The sequence below is a fragment of the Shewanella inventionis genome, from assembly GCF_019931735.1.
Taxonomy (GTDB): domain Bacteria; phylum Pseudomonadota; class Gammaproteobacteria; order Enterobacterales; family Shewanellaceae; genus Shewanella; species Shewanella inventionis.
Genome location: NZ_CP082926.1, coordinates 1,755,874 through 1,778,019, shown reverse-complemented (window position 1 = coordinate 1,778,019; position 22,146 = coordinate 1,755,874). Strand labels below are relative to the sequence as shown.

18 protein-coding genes are annotated in these 22,146 nt (G+C 46.0%); 2 read left to right on the top strand and 16 right to left on the bottom strand.

Annotation, left to right across the window (positions count from 1 at the left end; all coding sequences use genetic code 11):
• The first annotated feature begins 4 nt into the window (after positions 1 to 4).
• Positions 5 to 3,127: an efflux RND transporter permease subunit gene (locus K8B83_RS08045; RefSeq protein WP_008985543.1), complete on the top strand. Its 3,123-nt coding sequence runs from the start codon at positions 5 to 7 to the stop codon at positions 3,125 to 3,127.
• A 65-nt stretch (positions 3,128 to 3,192) separates the two neighbouring features.
• On the opposite strand, the gene K8B83_RS08040 is transcribed toward K8B83_RS08045, so the two are convergent.
• From K8B83_RS08040 to K8B83_RS07970, 15 genes are all read right to left on the bottom strand, one after another.
• Positions 3,193 to 3,603 carry a DUF3703 domain-containing protein gene (locus K8B83_RS08040; protein WP_008985542.1) on the bottom strand — a complete coding sequence of 137 codons (411 nt, stop codon included), beginning with the start codon at positions 3,601 to 3,603 and terminating at the stop codon, positions 3,193 to 3,195.
• A gap of 373 nt (positions 3,604 to 3,976) precedes the next feature.
• Entirely contained in the window at positions 3,977 to 4,684 is a 708-nt protein-coding gene (locus K8B83_RS08035) for a hypothetical protein (protein WP_223419534.1), read from the bottom strand.
• Between the two features lie 89 nt (positions 4,685 to 4,773).
• Positions 4,774 to 5,847 (bottom strand): DUF7146 domain-containing protein, encoded by a 1,074-nt coding sequence (locus tag K8B83_RS08030; RefSeq protein WP_223419533.1) that lies wholly within the window; start codon positions 5,845 to 5,847, stop codon positions 4,774 to 4,776.
• A gap of 91 nt (positions 5,848 to 5,938) precedes the next feature.
• The gene (locus K8B83_RS08025; RefSeq protein WP_001014427.1) at positions 5,939 to 6,280 is read right to left on the bottom strand and encodes a hypothetical protein; all 342 of its coding nucleotides are present in this window, start codon (positions 6,278 to 6,280) and stop codon (positions 5,939 to 5,941) included.
• The gene (gene radC / locus K8B83_RS08020) at positions 6,280 to 6,777 is read right to left on the bottom strand and encodes a RadC family protein (RefSeq protein ID WP_000791199.1); all 498 of its coding nucleotides are present in this window, start codon (positions 6,775 to 6,777) and stop codon (positions 6,280 to 6,282) included. Before radC ends, K8B83_RS08025 begins: the two co-directional genes overlap by 1 nt.
• An 81-nt stretch (positions 6,778 to 6,858) precedes the next feature.
• On the bottom strand, positions 6,859 to 8,514 hold the full coding sequence (locus K8B83_RS08015; RefSeq protein ID WP_032482361.1) for a VWA domain-containing protein: 1,656 nt from the start codon (positions 8,512 to 8,514) through the stop codon (positions 6,859 to 6,861).
• 69 nt (positions 8,515 to 8,583) lie between these two features.
• Positions 8,584 to 9,024: a hypothetical protein gene (locus K8B83_RS08010; protein WP_001192020.1), complete on the bottom strand. Its 441-nt coding sequence runs from the start codon at positions 9,022 to 9,024 to the stop codon at positions 8,584 to 8,586.
• 61 nt (positions 9,025 to 9,085) lie between these two features.
• Entirely contained in the window at positions 9,086 to 10,039 is a 954-nt protein-coding gene (locus tag K8B83_RS08005) for a DUF3150 domain-containing protein (protein WP_000027442.1), read from the bottom strand.
• Between the two features lie 98 nt (positions 10,040 to 10,137).
• The gene (locus tag K8B83_RS08000) at positions 10,138 to 10,902 is read right to left on the bottom strand and encodes a hypothetical protein (protein WP_449618988.1); all 765 of its coding nucleotides are present in this window, start codon (positions 10,900 to 10,902) and stop codon (positions 10,138 to 10,140) included.
• Positions 10,903 to 10,904: 2 nt separating this feature from the next.
• Positions 10,905 to 11,864 (bottom strand): AAA family ATPase, encoded by a 960-nt coding sequence (locus K8B83_RS07995; protein WP_000139693.1) that lies wholly within the window; start codon positions 11,862 to 11,864, stop codon positions 10,905 to 10,907.
• A gap of 209 nt (positions 11,865 to 12,073) precedes the next feature.
• The gene (locus K8B83_RS07990; protein ID WP_146508471.1) at positions 12,074 to 13,090 is read right to left on the bottom strand and encodes a YqaJ viral recombinase family nuclease; all 1,017 of its coding nucleotides are present in this window, start codon (positions 13,088 to 13,090) and stop codon (positions 12,074 to 12,076) included.
• A 60-nt stretch (positions 13,091 to 13,150) separates the two neighbouring features.
• Positions 13,151 to 13,294: a hypothetical protein gene (locus tag K8B83_RS07985; RefSeq protein ID WP_168476625.1), complete on the bottom strand. Its 144-nt coding sequence runs from the start codon at positions 13,292 to 13,294 to the stop codon at positions 13,151 to 13,153.
• A gap of 82 nt (positions 13,295 to 13,376) precedes the next feature.
• Positions 13,377 to 14,195, bottom strand: coding sequence for a phage recombination protein Bet (bet, locus tag K8B83_RS07980; RefSeq protein ID WP_000414661.1), 819 nt, complete (start codon positions 14,193 to 14,195; stop codon positions 13,377 to 13,379).
• A gap of 60 nt (positions 14,196 to 14,255) precedes the next feature.
• Entirely contained in the window at positions 14,256 to 14,693 is a 438-nt protein-coding gene (locus K8B83_RS07975; protein WP_125891660.1) for a single-stranded DNA-binding protein, read from the bottom strand.
• 15 nt (positions 14,694 to 14,708) lie between these two features.
• Positions 14,709 to 15,035, bottom strand: a complete 327-nt coding sequence (locus K8B83_RS07970) for a hypothetical protein (RefSeq protein ID WP_000455722.1) — start codon at positions 15,033 to 15,035, stop codon at positions 14,709 to 14,711.
• Positions 15,036 to 15,404: 369 nt separating this feature from the next.
• On the opposite strand from K8B83_RS07970, the gene K8B83_RS07965 reads away from it, so the two are divergent.
• Positions 15,405 to 16,007: a hypothetical protein gene (locus K8B83_RS07965; protein WP_000035786.1), complete on the top strand. Its 603-nt coding sequence runs from the start codon at positions 15,405 to 15,407 to the stop codon at positions 16,005 to 16,007.
• 115 nt (positions 16,008 to 16,122) lie between these two features.
• Here the strand turns inward: K8B83_RS07965 and K8B83_RS07960 are convergent, their stop codons facing one another.
• Positions 16,123 to 21,897: an ATP-binding protein gene (locus K8B83_RS07960; RefSeq protein WP_223419529.1), complete on the bottom strand. Its 5,775-nt coding sequence runs from the start codon at positions 21,895 to 21,897 to the stop codon at positions 16,123 to 16,125.
• Positions 21,898 to 22,146: the final 249 nt, after the last annotated feature.

Sequence of the window (22,146 nt, the reverse complement as noted above, 5' to 3'; positions counted from 1 at the left end):
CACTATGATTGAATCCATGTTGCGCCTGGCTATTGCGAGGCGGTATCTATTTTTAACGCTGACACTGTTGATTATTGCCATTGGTAGCTGGAGCTACCAACAGTTACCGATTGATGCAGTGCCGGATATTACTAACGTTCAGGTGCAAATAAACACGGCGGCGCCAGGTTATTCGCCACTTGAAGCAGAGCAGCGTATTACCTATCCGGTAGAAACTGCCCTGTATGGCTTACCCAATTTAAGTTATACCCGCTCATTGTCACGCTATGGCTTGTCACAGGTAACGGTGGTGTTTGAAGAAGGCACGGACATCTACTTTGCCCGCAATTTAATCAACACCCGGTTAAGCGCTATCAAGGATATGTTGCCCGAGGGCATAGAGCCTGAAATGGGCCCTATTTCAACCGGTCTTGGTGAAATCTTTATGTATACGGTGCAGGCCAAGCCGGGCGCGCTGCAACAAAATGGTTCACCTTACGATGCCATGGCACTGCGGGAAATCCAGGACTGGATAATAAAACCTCAGCTGGCACAGGTTAAAGGTGTGGTGGAAGTAAACAGCATTGGTGGCTACAACAAGCAATACCATGTGTTACCCGACCCACTGAAACTGCTTAATTATGGCCTGAGTATTAAGGATGTTGAACTGGCCCTGCAAGCCAACAATGACAACCGGGGTGCCGGTTATATTGAACGTGAGGGCATGCAACTGCTGGTACGCTCGCCCGGTCAGTTAACCTCTCTGGATGACATTGCTAATGTCATTATTACGCAATACGACACCATACCGGTAAAGCTGAGTGACGTTGCCGATGTTGCCATTGGCAAAGAGCTGCGAACCGGTGCGGCAACCCAGGATGGTAAAGAAGCTGTGCTGGGTACAGCCATGATGTTAATTGGTGAAAACTCACGCACAGTGGCACGCGATGTCGCGCAAAAGCTGGAGCAGATCAAAAGCTCTCTGCCAGAGGGTATTATTGCTGAAGCCGTATATGATCGCACCACCTTAGTGGATAAAGCCATTGCAACCGTCAGTAAAAACCTGCTGGAAGGCGCATTACTGGTGATCGTAGTGTTGTTTATCCTGCTGGGCAACCTGCGGGCGGCGTTAATCACTGCGGCGGTGATCCCGCTATCAATGCTGATGACCATTACCGGCATGGTACAAGCCGGCGTTTCTGCCAACCTGATGAGCCTGGGTGCGCTGGATTTTGGCTTAATTGTTGATGGTACGGTGATTATTGTCGAGAATGCGGTTCGCCGCCTGGCGCAGGCACAGCACAACGGCCGTATCCAACCGCTAAAAGAGCGCTTAAATACGGTGTATCTGGCAACTGCAGAGGTTATCCGGCCCAGTTTGTTCGGTGTGGCCATTATTACTATCGTGTATATTCCTATTTTTTCGCTGACCGGTGTCGAAGGTAAAATGTTTCATCCTATGGCAGCGACTGTGGTGATGGCCCTGTTATCCGCTATGGTGTTGTCGCTGACCATTGTGCCTGCCGCTGTGGCGGTGTTCTTAAATGGTAAAATCAGTGAAAAAGAAAGTGCGGTCATAAGAGGCGCTAAAACCCTGTACGCACCGCTATTAGCGCTGGCACTCAAATTTCGCTGGCTGGTGATTGGTTTGGCCAGTGCTCTGGTTGGTGTGTGTCTGTGGTTGGCGACCACGTTGGGGGCAGAGTTTGTGCCTCAGCTTGATGAGGGCGATATCGCTTTACATGCCATGCGTATTCCGGGCACCGGCTTAGAACAAGCCGTTGCAATGCAGGAAATTCTGGAGCAGAAGATCAAAACCTTTGCTGAGGTTGATAAAGTGTTTGCCAGAATTGGTACCGCAGAAGTGGCGACCGATCCGATGCCACCCAATGTGGCTGACAACTTTGTGATATTAAAACCGCGCAGTGAATGGCCCAATCCGGATAAAACCAAAGCCCAATTGGTCACTGAAATGGAAGCTGCTTTGGCGACATTGCCGGGCAATAACTATGAATTTACCCAACCTATTCAGATGCGTTTTAATGAACTGATTTCCGGTGTACGAGCAGATCTGGGTATTAAGGTATTTGGTGATGATTTAGATCAGCTGGTTACAAGCGCTAATCAAATTCTGCAAGCCGTCAACAAGGTGCAAGGTGCTGCGGATACTAAAGTGGAACAAGTCACTGGTTTGCCAACCTTGTCGGTGATCCCCAACCGAACTGCGCTTGCCCGTTACGGCTTAAATGTGGTTGAACTACAGGACTGGGTATCAGCGGCAATTGGAGGTACGTCGGCCGGTATTCTGTATGAAGGTGACAGACGCTTTGAGCTGATTGTGCGCTTGCCGGAAACCCTGCGTCGCGATCTGGACAAACTGGCGGTGTTGCCGGTGCCATTACCAAATGGGGACTTTGTACCGTTACAGGAAGTGGCTACCTTAGATGTGTCGCCTGCGCCGGCGCAAATTAGTCGTGAAAATGGCAAACGCCGGGTAGTGGTAACCGCGAATGTGCGCGGGCGAGACCTTGGTAGTTTTGTAGAAGAGGTAAAGGCCCAAATCAACCGTGACGTTACATTACCAGCCGGTTACTGGCTGGACTATGGTGGTACTTTTGAGCAGCTGGAGTCCGCCAGTCAGCGCCTTAGCATTGTGGTGCCTGTTACGTTGCTGCTGATTTTAGGTATTCTGGTGATGGCTTTTGCGTCATTTAAAGATGCGTTGATTATCTTCAGCGGTGTGCCGTTGGCGCTCACCGGTGGTGTGTTGGCCTTGTATTTGAGGGGTATGCCTTTATCAATCTCTGCTGGCATTGGCTTTATCGCCTTATCAGGCGTAGCGGTGTTGAACGGTCTGGTGATGCTGAGCTTTATTCGCGATCTCTGGCGTGAGAAAGGTGACTTGCTGTTAGCGATAACGGAAGGCGCGCTTACCCGGTTGCGCCCTGTGCTAATGACCGCTTTGGTCGCGAGCCTCGGTTTTGTGCCGATGGCGATTAATATTGGCACCGGTGCTGAAGTGCAGCGCCCGCTGGCGACAGTGGTGATTGGCGGTATTATTTCGTCAACCTTGCTGACATTGTTGGTATTGCCCGTGTTATATCATTGGGTGCACAAAAACGATAACCGCAAACAGCAAACGGAATAATCATTAACCTGCTTCGCTGCAGCATTGGGCTGCAGCGAAGAACGTTTTGGCAATAGTATGGGTGTTTATGCTAATACGATTAAAACGATAACCGCGTAAATAGTCAGGCGTATTAAGACATCCCGCCAAATGGGGCTGTCAGCTAGCAAGGGTTGCAAGTCAGCTGGCAAGGGCACTGGCTTTAAAGCAGAGATATTCGCGCCTCCAGGATTTCCCCTTGGAACCCAACCAAATATAAAACCCGGAACCGTTGCTATCAAACGGACGATCTGACCAATAACCTCGCGATTATCATTGCGTTTAAGCCCAATTCGTAACATCTGCCAGTGCGTCGCTATGTGCGGTATAAAATATCTCTGCCCTAAAATATGCGCTCTTTCAAGAGACTTAAACGCATTGTCTAAATCATTGACTTGTTCAGCCTCCATGGCTGAGCGCATACTGATTTGGTACTCATGTTTAATTTTTTTATTCATTTACTATCACTAAGATAATGAGTCTGCGAAAGAAAAGAGCAATCCTCGATCGCTAAATAAGAGACGCGAAGCATATCACTGATTATTAAATTAAAGCTTAACTTAAGTGTACTCTTTAGAGACTACATACATTAGATAATGATAAGACATAGATTCTATTCTGCACTTTAATGTGCATTAAAGTGCAGATCTTTAACTGGAACAGCGACAAACTGCATACCTTGCCACTAACATAGTTAATTTCGATATTGCTGTCACTATTTTAGTGAATATTAACAATATGTAAAACAACCTTGAGTTGTGATTGATTAAACTAGTAATGTCCGCTTTTGGCACATAAGTAATATTCATAAAGTGCGAATACTACATTAGCTTACTTTACTGCAAAAACCGTAACCAATGTCTTCATTGAGTCACCCGTAATCATAACAAAGTACATCTTGCTCTCCACGTGCTGCCAGAATTCGGCCTCTTGTGCATATTTTTTTGCTTTTTTAGTAACGACGCTTTCTGGTAACTCGGCTTTAGTTAGCGCAGAACATAACAGCTTTGTGCACAAAGCCTTCCAAGGATGCTTAGGTACACCGTCTGAAAGCCTTTCCACAAACCGTTCCAGTGCATGACGAGTCACCACGACAGGTCCAATGTTCGGAACGTTGATGACCTCATCGATTTCTCTCACTGTAGCATTATCGACGCTGTATTCTTCGAAGGAATGTGAGAGCCAATCGTCCCGTTTCTCTACCGAGATCTGTGCTTCCTGGTATCGAGTAAGCAAAAACCTAGTCAGGATGTACAGTGAATGCTGAGTTGAGCGTTGTTTCTGTAACTTTTTGATGGCTCCTTTACTGACTCGGATTTGAAGCCCATTGCCGCTTCGGTTACTGCCCATCACTTCTTTCACTGACAAGAGGTGATGAATAGCATAGAGCTCAGCTGCAATTGGCTTTTGCTGCTCAGGTAGCTTGTCGTATTGCTCACCTAAATTGACCTTTAGCTCGCCACCTCTTCGAATTCCGGTCTTCCAGTAAACCGTAAACTCACCATCAATCTGCTTTGTTAACAGGGTTAATACCATCATGTTTATTTCTCCTATTGGTTATCTTTTTTTCATTCTCCATGTTTTTTCAAATATGCAAGGCGCAAAAAAAGGGGCCGAAGCCCCTTGGATCAGATATGAACTTTCGGAAAGCCCATGGCACCGTAAACATTCAGCACATCATTCCAATCCCAACTTTTCACGCCAAGTGACGTTGGTATCGGAGGGATCAGGACTTGTGTCAGAATGCCTTTCTGCCAGGCTTTTTTCTTGAGTTCATTCGCTGCATTCAGGCCGGTCTCAGAGAGATCGTGATCTGCCCAGATGTACAGCATTTTCACATTACTTGGTGGTTCAAACCTAGCCAGTAGCGTTGCATTCACAACCGACCAACATGTTTGTCCCGTAGCTCTGGTAACCGCTAGAGCTGTTTCGATGCCTTCAGAAACACCTAATACTCCACCAGGTTCACCTATCGGAATGGCACCTCCAGTGATTGCTCTGTCACTTGGTATCGGCATCATCTTTTTAGGCTTTTCAACCGGCGCTTTGAATCCATCTTCACTTAGGTAGATCCGATGAAACGTGGCCGAACGCCCTTGCTGCGTAACGATTTTACCTAGCAGCGCTGGGTAGCTATCGATAAACAGACCATCTTCATCATGGTAAGGCAAGCTTGGATGAAACCTCAGCACCGAATCCCATTCAGGACGAAGCCGCGTCACAATGCCACGACGATGCAAGTAGTTCCAAACTGGTTGCGCACGAGTATCTGCAAGAGATAGCGTTTCTCCCCAGGTTTGATTCAAGCGATGGATAATCGCTTTGTCCTCGTCCTGCTTTCTAGCCTTCCAATCAACAGCGTTACGCGTTACTACCCGAGAAGGTGCTTGTATTTGTCCGGGTTGAATACCAAGAACTTGGCCAATTGCTTCAATAGACTGAGCAAAGTTCCACCCATTAATCCAAGACAACAGTTCAAAGCCATCATGAAAGATACCACAGGTATTACAAACGCCACCACCGGTATATTCAGCATCTTTGAAAAGCCTAAAGCCATCACGACCGCCATGAACAGGACAAGCCACATGACGGCCTTTTCGAGCAATAGCGGCATCAAGTTCTGGCACCAATGCCGCTAATACTTGAAGCCATTGATCGTTAAGATATGGCCTTACTGTTTCAATTTGTAAAGGTAACGCCATATAACCTCCTTAAGTAAAAAGCCGACTCCTACCACTGGTGGTAAAAGTCAGCTTGGGTCCTGCATTAAGCCGTTTGGTTAATGCAGGAACGTTAGTCAAGCTGGATACCATGTCGTCTTAATAGCCACATGATGGAATCACGAAGCACATCAGGATCGACAACCGCAGCCATCGCGCAAACACGAAAGCAAAATGGCGCTAATTCGTCATTTTTAATCCACGACAACACATCCTTTCGCAACCGAGTACTGACACGGCCATCCAGCAATACTCGGATCGCATCCAATAGAATGCCTTCGCGTAACTGCCAGATTTCCGTGTCAGACCAAGTGACTGGGGCATCATCAAACTCAAATAGAAATTCGAGCTGTGATGATGTGTGTTGATGGGACTGCTTTTGTGATGTAGGAGAATGGGCAATGCGCCCATTCATTAAAGATAACCGCGTTCGGCAAGCGAAACGCAGCCCTCGGATGCGACCACAACATGGTCAAGCGTTCGAATATCAACAAGTGACAAGGCGTCACGGAGTCGATGAGTGATGCGTTTATCAGCTTCACTAGGTTCAGGATCACCCGATGGATGGTTATGAACCAGTATCACTGCTGCCGCATTAAGCTCTAGCGCACGCTTTGTTACTTCCCTTGGATACACGCTCGCCGCATCTAAAGTGCCTTTGAACAGCTCTTCAAATCGAATAACGCGATGCTTTGTATCAAGAAACAGCACTCCAAAGACTTCGTGCTCATACTCGTGCATCAGTGTTTGCAGGTATGAGAACGCCGACGATGGCTGTTCAATTTTGCGACCTTTACTCAATCGACCACGAGCAAGCTTGAGCGCCATATCTAATATATCGGCTTCGGTCACCTGCTCAGGAACGATGTAAGTACCGGCTTCTTCGCCAGCTAAGAATTTTTTGTTTTTCATAGGAGTCTCCAAAAAAACGGAGACGAACCCATGCCCAGACGGGGACGGAATCGTCCCCGCAGGGTGGTAAAATGGATGTGGTTACTGAATTAACAGTTGTTGTGTTACTTCGAATAACTCACGCTTTAGATCTTTGACGTCGTTAATCACGATGCTTTGTGGAAAGAATCTCTCAACACTGCGTGTTTGAATCCCTATTCCCAGCAGCTCAAAGCCACTTCGTCTGCACCGGTCAACAATGTCATGCGTAGCAGCCCAATCATCTGGGTCACCATCCGTTAGCACTATCATTAGCTTTCGCTTCTGTTTTTGTGCTAACAAACTGTTTGCAGCAAACCACATCGCTTGTGCCATAGGCGTACAACCTCGTGGTTTTTGGTCAAAACAGGCGGCCCGATGTCGAACCGATTGCTTGGGCAATAACGCGATAGAAACTTCCTGATGAATACCAGGAAAATAACTGACCGCAGGTACAACACCCGGTATGCCTTCCAGTGCCATGGCCAAAGCCAAAGCAGCTTCATTGGCAACATGAAAGTACTTTCGATTACCTTCGCCAATGGGTTTACCCATTGAACCCGATATATCGACCAGCAAGTGCACAGCAGCATTAGGCGCAATGCGAGGTTGCCTTTGAATAAACAATCTCGACTCACCTGCTTGTGAAGCGGCAAGACGATGGGTTGCAACTCGAAGACCGTGCCTTTTGACATGATTCCGATTGTCCTGACTGGACTGAACCATGCCCCTAAGTCGGGCTCGAATTTGAGCAGACTCCGACGCCGATAAGGTCAAAATAGCCTCATCACCCAACATTGCCTGCTCTGCTTGGGGCAAACTGAGTGGAGTGACGCCCTGATGTCCTTCAGCTTGTTCCGACAACACTTCTGCCACTTGTGCAAAGGTATCGGGTTCAAACTGAGCGGCACTGGCCTCTAAGGCTTGTCGCAAGTTGTCAGCTTGATCAGAGTTATCAGAATCACCCGTTTCAGCAGCATCCCCTGTTGCAGACGAACCTGTTTCCGGGGTTTGACTGTCACTACTGCTATTGCTGTCATTACTCGAATCTTGTCCAATGTCATTACCGCTATCAGCATCCGACTCATCCTGTGGTGGACGAGATTCTTCTTCCAACATGGCAACGATGGCATCGACAAGTTTCAGCACTTCACCTGTAGACCCTAAGCTAGGCACTGCTGTCAGCATGGCGCTTAACCGGCTCATCGCTGCGGCAGGAAAGAGTTGTCTCACTCTTTCATCAACTGCTTGATACAAAGGCGTCAGCGCTTTCTGGCCCAGAAAATGGCATCTCAAGCGGAACAACAACCAGGCTTGCAAGTTAGATGCAGGCTCAAGCTGTTCAGGTACACACATTTGCTGAGTGTCTACCATGTACTCAATCACTTGCGAAATACTGCGCCGGGTTCCGGGGTAATCCTTTGCCAATTCGTTTTCAATGCGAACGTCCTCAATGATATTGAGAAGTGCCTTACGGATCGGTTTGGACGACGCCTTCTGCACCATGTCAAAATTGGTATGCCGAATATGCGCCGCTTCATGAGCCAGATAACCCCAAGCTATCTGTTGATAGTGTGGGTCGTCTGGGTTTGCTGTTGGGATCACAATCCGCTCACCATCGGTAAACGCATCTTGTCCTTGAATAAGCACCTTCACACCAAACTTTTCGCCATAAGCGGCGGCAACGATTGGCAGTGCATTTTTTAATGGATGATTCATGGGAGTCTCCTAATCATTAGGGGGAATACTCCCTCAGCGGGAGCGTTTCCCCGCTGGGAATATGGATGTTTAAACCTGTGCTTTTAGCTTATCCAGGTCGTATTTTTGACCTAACCAAGCCACCAATTGAGCTGGACTCTCGTGCTGCTCAAATGACGTTTTAAGCTGGTCTAAACTCAGGATGTCATCCAATGTCAGACCGTACTGATCTTGTAACTGAGTAGACACCTCGTGTTGATATTGCAGCCAGGCCCGCTCAAAAGCGGTTTGCTGCAATGCCATGTTTGGAACAAATACCATGGCCGTTACCCAAGCTCCTTGTTCGTCCGCATCTGCGATCAAAACAGGATTCTTGGGGATCACGACACTATGTGTTGAGTACGACCGTTGTACTAACGTTCGACAACACGCCACTTCTGGTATCGATTCACTTTCAACCGCATCAGTCACACCACGAAAATGTGCTTCAAACTGGTTCAGTTGGCTGGGGTTATGGATGGTTGATTGCATAATTTCCTCTTACATAGTTCAGAGGACATGCGCCCTTCAGGGCAACATGCCCTCAAGGACGTTAGAAATAAAATGAGTTTGGTACAGTCGAACCAAGGTTTGGTCTGACGGTTGGTTGTGGTATTGCACGTAAGTTATCTACCTGAGCAGATACTGGCTGTGCGGGTTTAGGTTCAGGTTTGGGCATCAGTTGTCTGATATCCAATTGACCTTCACCGTGCATTCTCATCTTGTCTGGATCAGACAAAATTAAAATGGTCGCCATCAGTTCGTGATAGAGATTGTCTGTCACAGGGCCGGTCTTCGGCAGACGAACAAATAAATTGTCCATCGCTTCAACCATCGGCTGAACTCGATGATCCAGGAATGACAAACCATCCAACTTGTCTCTTAACCGTTTGAGAGGGTTAAGGGCTCGCTGACTGATTTGATTCTTACCTGCAACGGAGCGCTCAAACAGTTCGTTGGCATCACGAGCTACCTCCCTAAAGAGGGTGTGCCCCATGCCATTGACCTTGTCATCTAAGCCGCCAGCTTGTTCAGCCGGTTGCATTCGATAGATGGCATAATCGAACTGAAGCCGTTGTTCCACGTCTTCGATCGGTGACAGCGCACGCCGGATTGCATCTGCAAATTCCGGGTGTTTTGCAACCCAGTCAAAAGTCACCTGATCATAGTTGTCCAAGAACAACTGCTTGCACTGCGCAAACTCCTGACCGATCCGGTCAAGCTCTGGAACAATCTGATCAATTCGGTCTTCAGGGACGGCATAGCCACCTAAAAACCGCACACCGACTTGCTCACACAAGCGCTGCGCTTCTTTCTTAAGCCTTTCAAAGTTCGCCAATGCCTCTGGGTCGCAAATTTTTTTACTCCCTAAGCTGGCAACATCCTTCGGTGGAAGTTGACTACCATTGGCTAATCGGAAATCTTCAGGCCTTAGTTTTTTTCTACCGCTCCAGATGGAACAGTCGATGTGACAAATCAAAAGTTTGTCGAGGGTTTGAATACTCATAGTGCATCCTCATGCGAGATGGGGACGCACCACTCCCAGCAGGAGCAATGGCCCCCGTTTGGGTGGTAGTAGTTGACGCGCTAATGGCAACATCACTATCAGAAATAGTAATTTTGCGAATCAGGCGACGATTGGTTGAGATCGATTTTCGCAGGCATTAAGTCCAGTGCTTCAGCAATCGGGCGAACCCGCTCTAAATCACTGCCTAGCAACCGCAATACATCTTTTTCCAACTTCAGTTGGTCGGATACTTCTATCCCTTCAGGACTCGCTACTGTGAGCGAACACAGTGGTGGTAATTGACGCTTAAAGGCCAGTAACAGCAACAATGGCCACGGGCCATCATCCGTGTTAACAATGCCAGCGCCTTCACCTGACACCATGCTGATTTGATTGGTACTAGGTAATCCGCTTTTGCAAAACCCTAATGACCATTCTCCAATCCTGACCTGGTTATCATCAATAACAGCCAAGCCATAGACTTCAAGCAGCTTTGCCATATCGAACAACGCTTTTTGCGCCAGCGAGATTTGGCCATTGACGTCCTTGCGAGTACGAAACTCCCAACTGACGTTATTGGCGCACGCGACACTATCTAGCGCATTTGAGAGTTCAAATGACCGCCCTTGATGATCAATGCCGACTTGTCCAACAAATCGATAACCCTTGTTGATTTTCTCATTGATTCTTCGGTCTGCTTCTGCGTTAGGATCAGTCGAGTCAATCAATCGCTGCTGCGACAATTGACCTGCTTTTCCAAACCGAACTTCAATCTCCTGGGTATCTGATCCAACGTAAATGGCCCATTCTTTGGCTGTCCCATCAGAATGACTGTAACGGTAAAGAGCAAAGCACTTTTCCATCATCAATCCTCCCAGTGGTCACCGAAGACATCAGCTGCAATACGGTGAATGGCTTCTCGTTGCTCCAACTCAGCACGAGCCGTCAAAGACCGAACCAGTGCATATTCCACTGCGTTAGGAGCGCCTTTAAAAGCAAGTGTTAACTTTGCCCAGCGCACCAAGGTCCGAGTGGACATGGTGATACTAAGCTCAGCACCGCCATCCGCGCCCCCAATAAAAAGACGACGAATGTCACCAGCCACTTTCACCATTTTTTGGCGAAAGACTTCTGGCAAGCCTGGCGCAACGTTCTCCAGAATGGCTTCCTCTACAGAAGGCTCTGCATAGGTCGCTTCGATGATTCTAAAGCGATCAAGAAAAGCCAAATTCTGTTGAAGCACACCTTGATACAAGCCCGTCTGGTCACCGCTGCCCGCACTGTTGCCGGTTGCGATAAAACGAAACTTGTTATGTGGCATGATGATCTCACCGCCATTTTGTGCGATGACCAACGGGGCACCTTCCAAAATGTCATTGAGTCCAGCCAGTTCAGCAGGCTCAGCAAGATCCATTTCATTAATGATAAGCAAATGGCCATGCTTTACAGCCAGTGCTAGTGGTCCATACACAAAGGTCATGTTGCCATTAACCAGCGTGTGGTGACCGATAAGATCGGACAACTCCAATCGACCATGTGCAGTAATTTGCTGAACAGGCCAATTCAATCGAGAAGCAACTTGGCAAACTAGCGAAGTCTTACCGCATCCCGTGGGGCCTGTAATATACAAACCGTCACCGTCTGGGTGAGACAAGAACGCCAAAACGTCACGTAAGTCTTCTTTTCTAAAAACATACTCGTCCTTGCGAACAGGAATGTTTGGATGGGTAGTGTCGGCACTAAATCCTTCCAGAACGAAAGCATCAGGAGCCGGGACATTAAACGCTTGATTCACTTGAACCAAAAATGGGGATTGTTCAGTCATGGTAAACCTCATCAGTTTTGACGAGGCCCCATGCCCCAACAGGGGATGAAGTCCCCGTCGGGTGGTGTGTTGATTGTGGTATGGCTGTGTATGTAAGAGTTCAGCTCGCTCTATCATTCGTACCCACCATTGGCTACGAGTGAAACTGCTTTCTGATGCACTCGATGTAAGCGCATGAGAAAGGAGCCGAAATCGGCTCCAAGTGAACGTTAAAAATAAAATGAGCTCGGCGAGTCACCTGGCAGAACCAAGTTCTCTTGCTCAAGGCTGATTTTGATTGGTGTTTCAACGGGCTGCTCTGGCTTATTGGTGCTGATACGCAACCGCTCTTGTGGCGCTTTTCGGTAAGCGGCTAAAACCTGTTCATCCAGCTCGCCTAATTTATCGGTGGCCAATTGCTTATAGTCCACCGTGCCCGCCATCATGTAGCGGCTGAGTTTGACCCCAGCATAGTCGGCATGAGCGTAGTTACCCATCATGGCGACCAATTTTGACTGAGCGTCTCGCATTTCCTCTTTCAAAGATTTAATGTGATTTTCCAGTCGGACCACTTCGGCATGTGCTGAGCAATACTGCCGAGACAGCGATGTCCAGCGGTATTGGGCTTCACCCTTGGGAACAAAACAATCTTGTTCAGGGCATTTTGACGGTTCTTTTTTGGTCTGTACTAACTCCCAAAACTGAAGCGCTGTTTCTTGCAACTCAATTAAGAACGCCGAGTCTCGTTGTATTTCAAACTCAATCAGTTGATCCTCAAAATAGAAAACTAACCAACCACGCGTGCTATTGGCGACCAGTATTTGATGCTGTACCTGCACCCAATACAACTGGTACGCCTCGCTTTGTTCTCTGTGAGCTTGCACATCCTCAAAAACTGACTGGCAAGGACATTTCAGTTCAACAGGTTCGCCCGCATCGTTGATGCCATCAAAACTGGCTCGAAAGATTGCGTTATGATCGGCTTCTGCACATAACGGCAGAAGAAAGTCATTATGCGCATTCTCAAATGCTCGCCTTGCTTGAGGCTCCAACCGAATACCGCGAAGCACATTAGGATTATTCGACAGGTCTTCTGGTAATACGAATCCGGTTTTTTCTGCCCATAATCGCCAAGGTGTTTTGTAGGGTGAACGCCCCATAATAATTGGGGCTTCAGATGCCGTAACCCCTGCAATGCGCCACTGGTGCCATGCAGGAGTACGTTGTGATAGGTCGATAACCTTCATATTGCCTCCTTTGAGGGGAGACTCCCCCGAAGGAGAGTACTCCCCTTCAGGGTTAAGTAGTTACTTTGCAGCTTGTGCTAACGCTGTTTGGTGCTGAACAACACTTGCTTGAAGCGAATCAATTGCCGCTTTACCGGCTTGAATCGAACCTAAGACAAGGGCAACAACCAATACCAAGCGAAAAAGTGAGGCTGATTTAGTCATGGAAGATCTCCAATAAAAAGACGAGACCTTCCCCCTGACGGGAGAATAATCCCGCCAGGGTTAGTAAAATGAATGCGTGGCGCTAAGAAGCTAAAGGCTGTGTGAGCGCTTTGGCTGCCTGTTGCTGTGCATTAAATATTTCTTGTTTCGCAAACGTCAGTTCAACACCCTGAAAATGTTCATTGGCATATTCCAATGCACTATTCCATGCGTTTGAAGCTTCCGCCCGCTCGATAAGCTTGTAAACAAGCCCTCGGGTTCGATCATCAACTTGCTCGGGTGGAATCACCGATGGCTCAACAATGTGTGTTGCTTGGCCTTCGATAATTCGCTCCGCTTCGTCTTGATCGAAAATTCCCACAAAGCCAAACGCAATGCGGGAACACTGGATCATGGATTTATGTCTTAGCATTCGCTTAGTGTGCGTCTGCCATGGACCATCTACACGGTAAGGGCCATTTTTTCCGTTACCCTCAAAAGGCGGTCGATAGACTTCATCCAGGTATTCAGTGATTTTGACTGGGTGCGAACGGTCGCGCCGGTAGATGATGCATTCCATCCATTCTGGGCATTCTTTCGCACCATCCAGTGAGACTTTGTTTTCTGAAGTCTTAAACTCCATGCCATCAAACTGGTCGTGTTGATTGATGATGCGAGACCATCCATCGACACCTACCACTGGAATAATTCCAGCTTGCTTATCAGGGAACGCAAAAATCTCTTTGGTGAAAGGGTTCAAGCCGTACTGATCTGCAACCACCAAGAGCGCCATCATCTGCTCATTGGTCGGTGCACTACCGTCACGTTGCTTAAATGCTGTTGCTTTTAGGGTATCGAACAGTTTGTTTGGATCGACACTAAAGCGCTCAGCAAAGCGTTGGATTAGCTTTGGTTTTTCCATTTTGGACTCCGACAATCAAAGTGGGAGTCTGCCCCTGACGGGAAAGTACTCCCGGCTGGGTTAAAGCGTTATCGCTCGGTTAAAATCTGGTTCAGGATATGTTTGTGCCCAATTAGTTTGGGAGCCCGCATCATCCGCCGCTGATGGCTCAGATGCTTTGTTCACACTATCAAGAAGCAGAAACTCGTCCGCATCCACTTCGGTCAATCGATGCTTAATGCCATCTTTCTCCCATGAGCGCGTGCGCTGAGGCCCTTGAACAAATAGCTTCGCTCCTTTTTGGATTAAATCTTTTGCTCTTAGCCCTAACTTAAATCCACCACGATCTCGAAAAACGACCCGATGCCATTCCGTATGCTCTTTGAGCTCATTGGATTGACGGTCGCGCCATTTCTCAGAAGTGGCCAGCGAAATGCTGGTCACCAAATCACCTGATGGATAGGCTCGCGTCTCTGGCTCAGAGCCAACGTAGCCTATGAGTGTTACTTGGTTTTTCATGATGTTCTCCTCGTCTTAGTTGAACTCTGTGCACACAGTTGCTTCTACCCGGCTGGGCAAAGAAGACTGACGACGCAGATAGGTTGGTATTTCGAGTAAAGCCATGTCGTACTGATGTGGCTCTTTGTAAAACGCAGATGTCAAACGGGGCATACCAGGAGCTTTAGGCACTGCCATTGGACGACGTTTTGGTGTTGGTGTGAGCAATCGCTTGATTTGAGTAAGTACAAATCGAAACGGGCGCACGCTTTGACGAGCAAGCAATCGCAAAAGCGACCAGCTCAGTTTTGCAAGCAACATAATGCCTGCGATTTGGATAATAAATCCGAAGATATATTCCATTGGTGACTCCTTAATTTGGTTGTGAAGGAGTCACCCCCAACTGGGGAGGACTCCCCCAGTTGGGTGGTGAAAAGGCGAACCGCAAGGAACGCATGGTTGAGCATGTAAAAACATGCAGGCTATTTGTTTAAGGAGGCTAGCTACCTCTTAGTACCACTGAGAAAAATCAGCGGCGGGCTTCCGTTGAGCTCATGCTCTTCGGCGCAGATATCACTGAAACAGATCAGCAATATTTGATAGTCAGTGTAACCGTCTTATCCAGACAGGATAGTTAGAAAGATGCTCAATTCTTCCACCTAGCTGAAAGGCCATTACCGCACAGAGGATTAGGCTAGGGACTGATTATTGTCATATCAGGAGCAAAATCTTATGGCCCAAGCAAAACCCAATTACTCAAAACCCATCTTTGAACAATCATTCACAATTAATAGCTTACAGGCGCAACGTGTCGTTGACCGTGTTTTTAGACGGACGGTCAGTGCGCTTTACGGAATCGATGTCATCTTGCGCATCATTGGCGATGAGAACGAAATTGATGAAGTGGAACAGATCATTAGCCAGTTGATCGAGGATTGCGCTAAGGCGGTAGACAACGAACAAGCTCGTTTGGACAAACTGATGGAGTCCAACGGTATCGATGAAGTACCTGACTACACCGACCCGATTACCTTCAACGCCAAAATCAGCTCGCCTCAGGTTGGCCAGTTTGTCGGCTTAGTTCGCAAACTCGATGCGTTGATGATCTCAATGGACACACTCTGGTTGTCTAGCGTGCTTAGCAACAAGCAACGTGTTGATGGCAACTACGCATGGCAACAGCGCATTATCAAACTGGCTCGACGCATTATTGATATCGAAATTCGAGCACGAAAATCAGCCCAAGCTAAGGGTAAAGAAGCAGAAGTTGAGCAAGCGGTGCCGTCAACCGATGACGATATCACTGAAGAGGAAACAGATAACCCCGCCAACTAGCCAACTAGGCTCCCATCAACCAGCCCCTCTCGAAGGGGCTCTTCATCTTGCTGTATTTTCTATCAAAATCATTGTATTAGACCTAAGGAATCATTGCTGCACGAAATTCATATCGCTACAATTTTCCAACTGAAAAGCTAAACACATGCTGATCGTAGTCTCTAAAGCTATCTTCAGATGTAAGCACTACGGCAGTGCAAACATAATAGCTTTTCTGCCTTCCTACGCTTAAGTTTAGCCATTTTCCAATTTTATCCCTGTTAACAGCGGTAAAAGAACCACATAGAGAGCGGACTCCTTTCGGGTGAATAGGTTGCCAATCATTGTACCAGAATGATGAGAAGCCAATATTGTCATCACCGACGAAGTAACCAAATCGACTGCCGGAAGAAGATCCAATAATTTTTTTGCCTGCAATATTACATTTAGGGGTGTAGAGTCCCCTCGATTCAAGATCAGAGTGCCAATGACCATATCTCATAAATGGGTATGCAGTACTCGCTAATACAGTGACTTCAGACTTTTCACTTTCAGCAAACTCATATGACAACGGCTTATCTAAGAGGTTACCTACTGTTAGGCACCCAGAACGTTCCTCTATTTGAATGTTCGCTTCTTGCTCTAATTCCGTGATGACTTTTACAACAGTTAAATCAACCCAACGCTCATCATCAAGCTTAATAGGCAATGAAATTGCTAACAGGTCAAGAGTGTTATCTTCTCTTTCAAAATTCGCCAACGCATCTTCAACATAATTAATCAAATTATCCCTATCGAGAGAACTATCTTCCTCCCATTCAGGCAGCCATTTTGGCTTTTGAGGTAGTAATCCCATATACGCAGGCTCGATAGGTAGTGCCGGTATCGATAAATGCTCTGCATAAGAATCGGGCATACCGAAAAATTGCTTTGCGACTTCTATTGTTCTCAGATATGCAGAACGACCACGATGGCTTGCTTGCGTATAAAATTGCCCGGTAGCTCTTTGTCTATCACTACCTAGAAAGTAATCAATAGCAGTTCCCGAAGAAGGCTGATATTCGAATGTAGTGTTCCATTCTGATCGGTAATGACTAGTAAAGGGTAAACCGGTTCTTCGCTCTTCTTTTTTCAACCATGAATTGTACAGTAGAGGTACATGGCTTCCCTGGTAATATTCAAATCGATTATTTCCATTATCTAGACTAACAAAAGGATAAAATGGATAAGAATACTCCCCGAAATCCTCTGGAGTTGATATTAATTCCGAGAGCATTAGATCAGACAGTGTGGACCTTGCTTTGATATATTGGCCCAGATCATTTGGGCAAACATACCCCTTAGACTTTGCAATGAAAAATACGCATAACACTTCTACGCACTCAGATTCCAGCTTTCTATTTGCTAAGTCTTCCTTCAACAACTCCTCAACTCTTGGGTGCTGAGCTATTAAAAGCAGTGAAAGCTGGTCTAGTGCCCAAAGCTTAATAGAAGGTACCGGGAGCTTCAGCCTTGAAACTAAAATTTTAACCAATGCTTCTTCGAGGGAATCATCCTGACGCCAATCCCAGGCCGGCGCAGTAAGTTTAAGGTTACGAACGTCATCTTCCAGCTTTTCAACCATCGCTAAAGTAAGTGCAAGCGCTTCATCTTTCCTACCACTATGAGAAAGTAAAAAGACTAACTTGTCGTTGGGAATAATTAAGCTGCCAAGCTTATCCTTCCAGTTATCTAGCTGTGATGTTGTTAGCTTTATAAACTCATCAATCCTTTTAGGATATTGCTCTGCAACGACTTTAAGCCGGACAATACTATTCTCAGCCCGCTCGTACCAATCAGACCAACCGCCCATTGCTTTATGAGCTGCAACCAAAAACCAAAAGGCTTTTGCTTTGCCCTCTAACTTTTTGACACTGAAAAAAAGGAGATCTAACAGGTATCGTTTGTCACCAAAACGATCAACAAATGTCGATACTTGTGGCATTAAGTGCTGTAATAGCTCACTCTCTTTACCCTGAACACACCAATATTTGTACCAAGTCTTCCAAAATTCACCAGTACTGTATTTACCTTTGAGCGCCACAGTCAACTCTTCAAACTTGTCAGGCGGATAATCCGATGGTTGCAACGTAATCTTTTCATCTAGCTTATCAGTTGATGAACGCTTATCTTCAGCCATGTTTTGAACTGCAATACCAAGCAAGTTCTCTATTTCATCACTGATATGAATGGCCTGTGAGTTTTCTTGTTCAACCTTTTCTCTGAGAATTTGGTAACAGTTTGAGTGCAAACCTGTCAGATATAAATGTTTAGTTATAGGTGAAGAAAAGTCACACCTTTCAAGCAATCTTAGAATTGTCTCTTCAGCATAATACCATTCGCCATCACTGAGCTCTTGCTCATAAACTGAAGCCGCTGTTTGTGGGTTTAATCTTGCCAATAATGAAGATATAGAGTGCTTGGAGTGCCTAGTTTCATCCCCGTCTGTAAACTTGGATATATTGAAAACAATCGGAGATATCCGCTCTAATATTTCCAGAGCAGAATCTGGATCAGCTTCGGAAAGGTATTCCACAGCTGTCAAAACATCAAATATGGTGGGATCTTTGTGATGCCCGTAACCGAGCACAAAATCCCATGTTTTTTTCATACACCTTTCAAAAAGGGCTAGTTTATCGTGTTGGAATGCTATTTGAGCGAGTTCAAGGTAAGCATTAGAATTCTCAATTGTTTCTTCTAGCTCATTTAACTGTCGATCCTCTTCGAGTTCAATGAGTAGTACAACTGCATCATCGTCTAACAGTCTGAGACCTAGCTCCTTATACCATAACCGAAGCCAGTCAACTCTGACTACACCTGAGTCAACAGTGTTCTCAAGTTCATCACGCGTGATTTCTGACTTGGTTGTTATCAGGTGACAATCGGCAGCAATTTCAATCCAATCGCGCTTAAAATTTATGTCAGCTCGTCGTGTGTCCCATTGGTCCCCATCCAATATTGGTTCCGAAGGAAACATCGCACAAACTACGTCAAAGTTTAATGTATTCCCTGCTAAAAGTTCATTTGCAATCCAATCTGAAAGCTGATTAAGCAATGCATAATGAGCTGACACATCCGCTCGATCTGATGTTGCACTAACTGGTAACCAAGAGAAGTCGCCTCCCGCACTTAACCTGATACAAAGTGAAGAAAAAAACCAGCTATGATAACCGACAGTCTTTTCAACTTTGAAGACTGTTGCCGACAGGCCATCAAAAAGGTGAGTCTTAATACTGGCAAATTTTTTCTTAGAGAATATATCTAGAAATTGAGATAACGTCTGTGAGGAAAAAGCGCTATATTCTGGCCTACAGGCAATATCTGCACCCTCTATAATGCTTAATCTAATTGCATCGAGTTCAATTTGACCGATATGATTTGAATTACTGGGTAAACACTGCCAAGCCCTGAAGAGCAGACCCAGCTCTTTTTTTGTACGGCATGCACGTCTAAAACTAGCCACATATCCATCGGGCCAATTAGAGAAGTTTCCTCCTTCAAAAATCACATCGTAGTTAAGGCTGTCAGTTAATACTCCTGCTTTTATCAATACAGCAGCTTCAGCTTCGTTATCTTGAGAGTGTCGTGAAGACAAAAGTTTGGTTTTAGCCCGATATCGATCAATAGCCTTCTGCGATAATAACTCTGCTTGTTCAACTGCCCCTCTATACCATAATGCAATTGCCAATATGGATAATTTGGTTGGTGAATACTCGTTTTGTCCTGATATTAATTCATTTATAGATGCTTCATCAGCTAATATAAGGGAAAGCGTACTTAAATTATTGGGGTCCCAAGTCTGGAATTCAGGTCCATTTATAAGCCGGGTTTTTAATGCTCTATGGCTATATGCTTCAGCATACTCAAGTTCTTCAAATGCATATGTTTCAGCTTCAGATAATAGCCTTATGCATGATTTGACGGGCATGCCAGTAATAAGTTTATCAAGTATCCAGTCCCTTACAACGCCTTCTCGTAATTCGGATGTGCTGCCCATTCGAGCTAAACAGGACCAAAGCCAATTATCCTTGAGATGAATAGGTGCGCTTAATTTTAGCCATTCACACACAGATGGCAGCAAGGCACTTATTCGTTCTTCGTGTTCTTCCTGACTTCTAACAAACACAACCAAGCTTTCATGAAAAGGCCTTACTCCACAAAGCCCTTCAGACAGCATGTGTGCAACGGCATCAACGCTCGGAGCATATTCATGAATATCTTTGACAACGGAACCAATCGCCTGTCTCGGCCATGCAAATTGAAACCCACTACAAAGGTGAAGAACATCCTTTTGTCTATAATTGAGGTTACGCCAAAGCTCGGAATAGTAAGTAGTAATATTGCCATCGGAGCATGGAGGAAGCTTCTCAATTTGCCAAGAAGAAAGTGCTAATCCATGATGAGACAGATACTCAGATGAGTAGATTACATGCAGAGGATAGCCATTTGTAGCTTTTAATAACGCGCCAGCACTTGTCTGAATTTCTTCATCCACATGATCCTCATGACAGTTTAAGAATAATCGACCAGATTCAATATGAAGTTTTAAATACTCGTATATCGAATTTCCAGACATTTCAGGCAACCAATGCCAATCATTCTTAGGTGAATAAGTAAGTAGTGTGTGAGGGAGTAATTCATCGTCAACTGGTTGCGTTCCAACAAGTATCACTAAGTTATCTGTTGTAGGTAGCAATTGCCTGAAGGTTTCGTCCAATGGCTTTTTATTTTTGGCATTGTCTCGCCAAACATGATCCAGCCCATCAATTAATACTAAAAATGGTTTCCCCTTGTCTTTGTAATAATTTGCGCAGGTTACCAGTGCGTCACGCAGGTTTTCAGGATGGGATGTACTTGCATTTGCTTCTTTGTGAAAACTATTGATTTGATGTAGCAGCGATTCAGCGACGATTCTTGGGCTTAGTCTGTCTTCAGTTGTATCCCCCAACGATAAGAAATAGTGATGACGTAATAGCGGAATTTCCTGATCTTCCAATTCTTGACACAAAAACGATAGATACGTACTTTTTCCAACACCAGGCTTGCCCGTTAACGTAATGACTTCGCCGTCCGAGCTACTAATACGAGCAAGTAAATTTTCGTGAAAATCTGAATTTGGGAGGCAATAATCCTCAGGCACAGAGAATATTTCAGGTATGGGCTCCGGTCTTTTTGGTGATAAAACTTCTCTAACATGATGAAGATAAATCCAACCATTTTCTGGGGGATTATTCTGAAACATTGCCCATTCACGTGCTCTTGCGACAAGCCGCTCAACGCCTGTATCGTCGGAAAACTTCAAAAGCTCGGCTCGAACACTACGCTTTATCGTAATGTAGTCTCCATCACTATGTTGGACGGTCAACTTCGAAAAAAGAAACATAGCGGCTTCGTGGCTTCCTAATTGTCGGATAACCTCTTGTTGTGAGTCACCATCAACCTGATTAAAGTCTATTTTGGAACCACGCAGGCAGGACTCCATAGATCTATCCGGCCGCTTGTTGGTCAATAGAACTACATCCCCAAGCTTTTCAGCAGGCACAGCATTAATAGCATCGTAAAGCTTTTTAAGAATGGAACGAGATCTAGCTGTTTTACCTGAGATTTTTAACAACCAATCCCACGTAAGGCAGTTTTCGCCCTTCTCAGGGGAGGGGGTAAATTTAACTTGCCAAAAATCTTGAACGCCATTTGGTCGTTCACAAACAACATCATCTATGCCTTCAGGTGTTTCATTGCCATCCGTATCGGCTTCAAAGGCCACCCTGACATACTGAGAAGGGCTATGAAGCCATTCCGCAAGCAGTTTTACGCCCTGCAGCGTCTGATAATCATAGCCTGTATAGATAATTGCTGATTTTTTGACTTTCATGGTATGCGGGCACAACTTTGTCACTTTTCCATAAGATCAGTAGTTTGCCATCTAATATCAGCTTGCCCAATATAAACTTATCCGAAATCGAGTGTTTTTAGCCATAGAGCTAACACACTTTTGTCCAAAAATGAGTTTGTCCGGCTGTCAGTTCCTTGCTCATAGTTTTCAGTCCGAAGAAGTCCAATCCTATTCGAAACTGTAAGACAGATATGAGCTACTTCACATCTGTTGCAAACTAATCGCAAC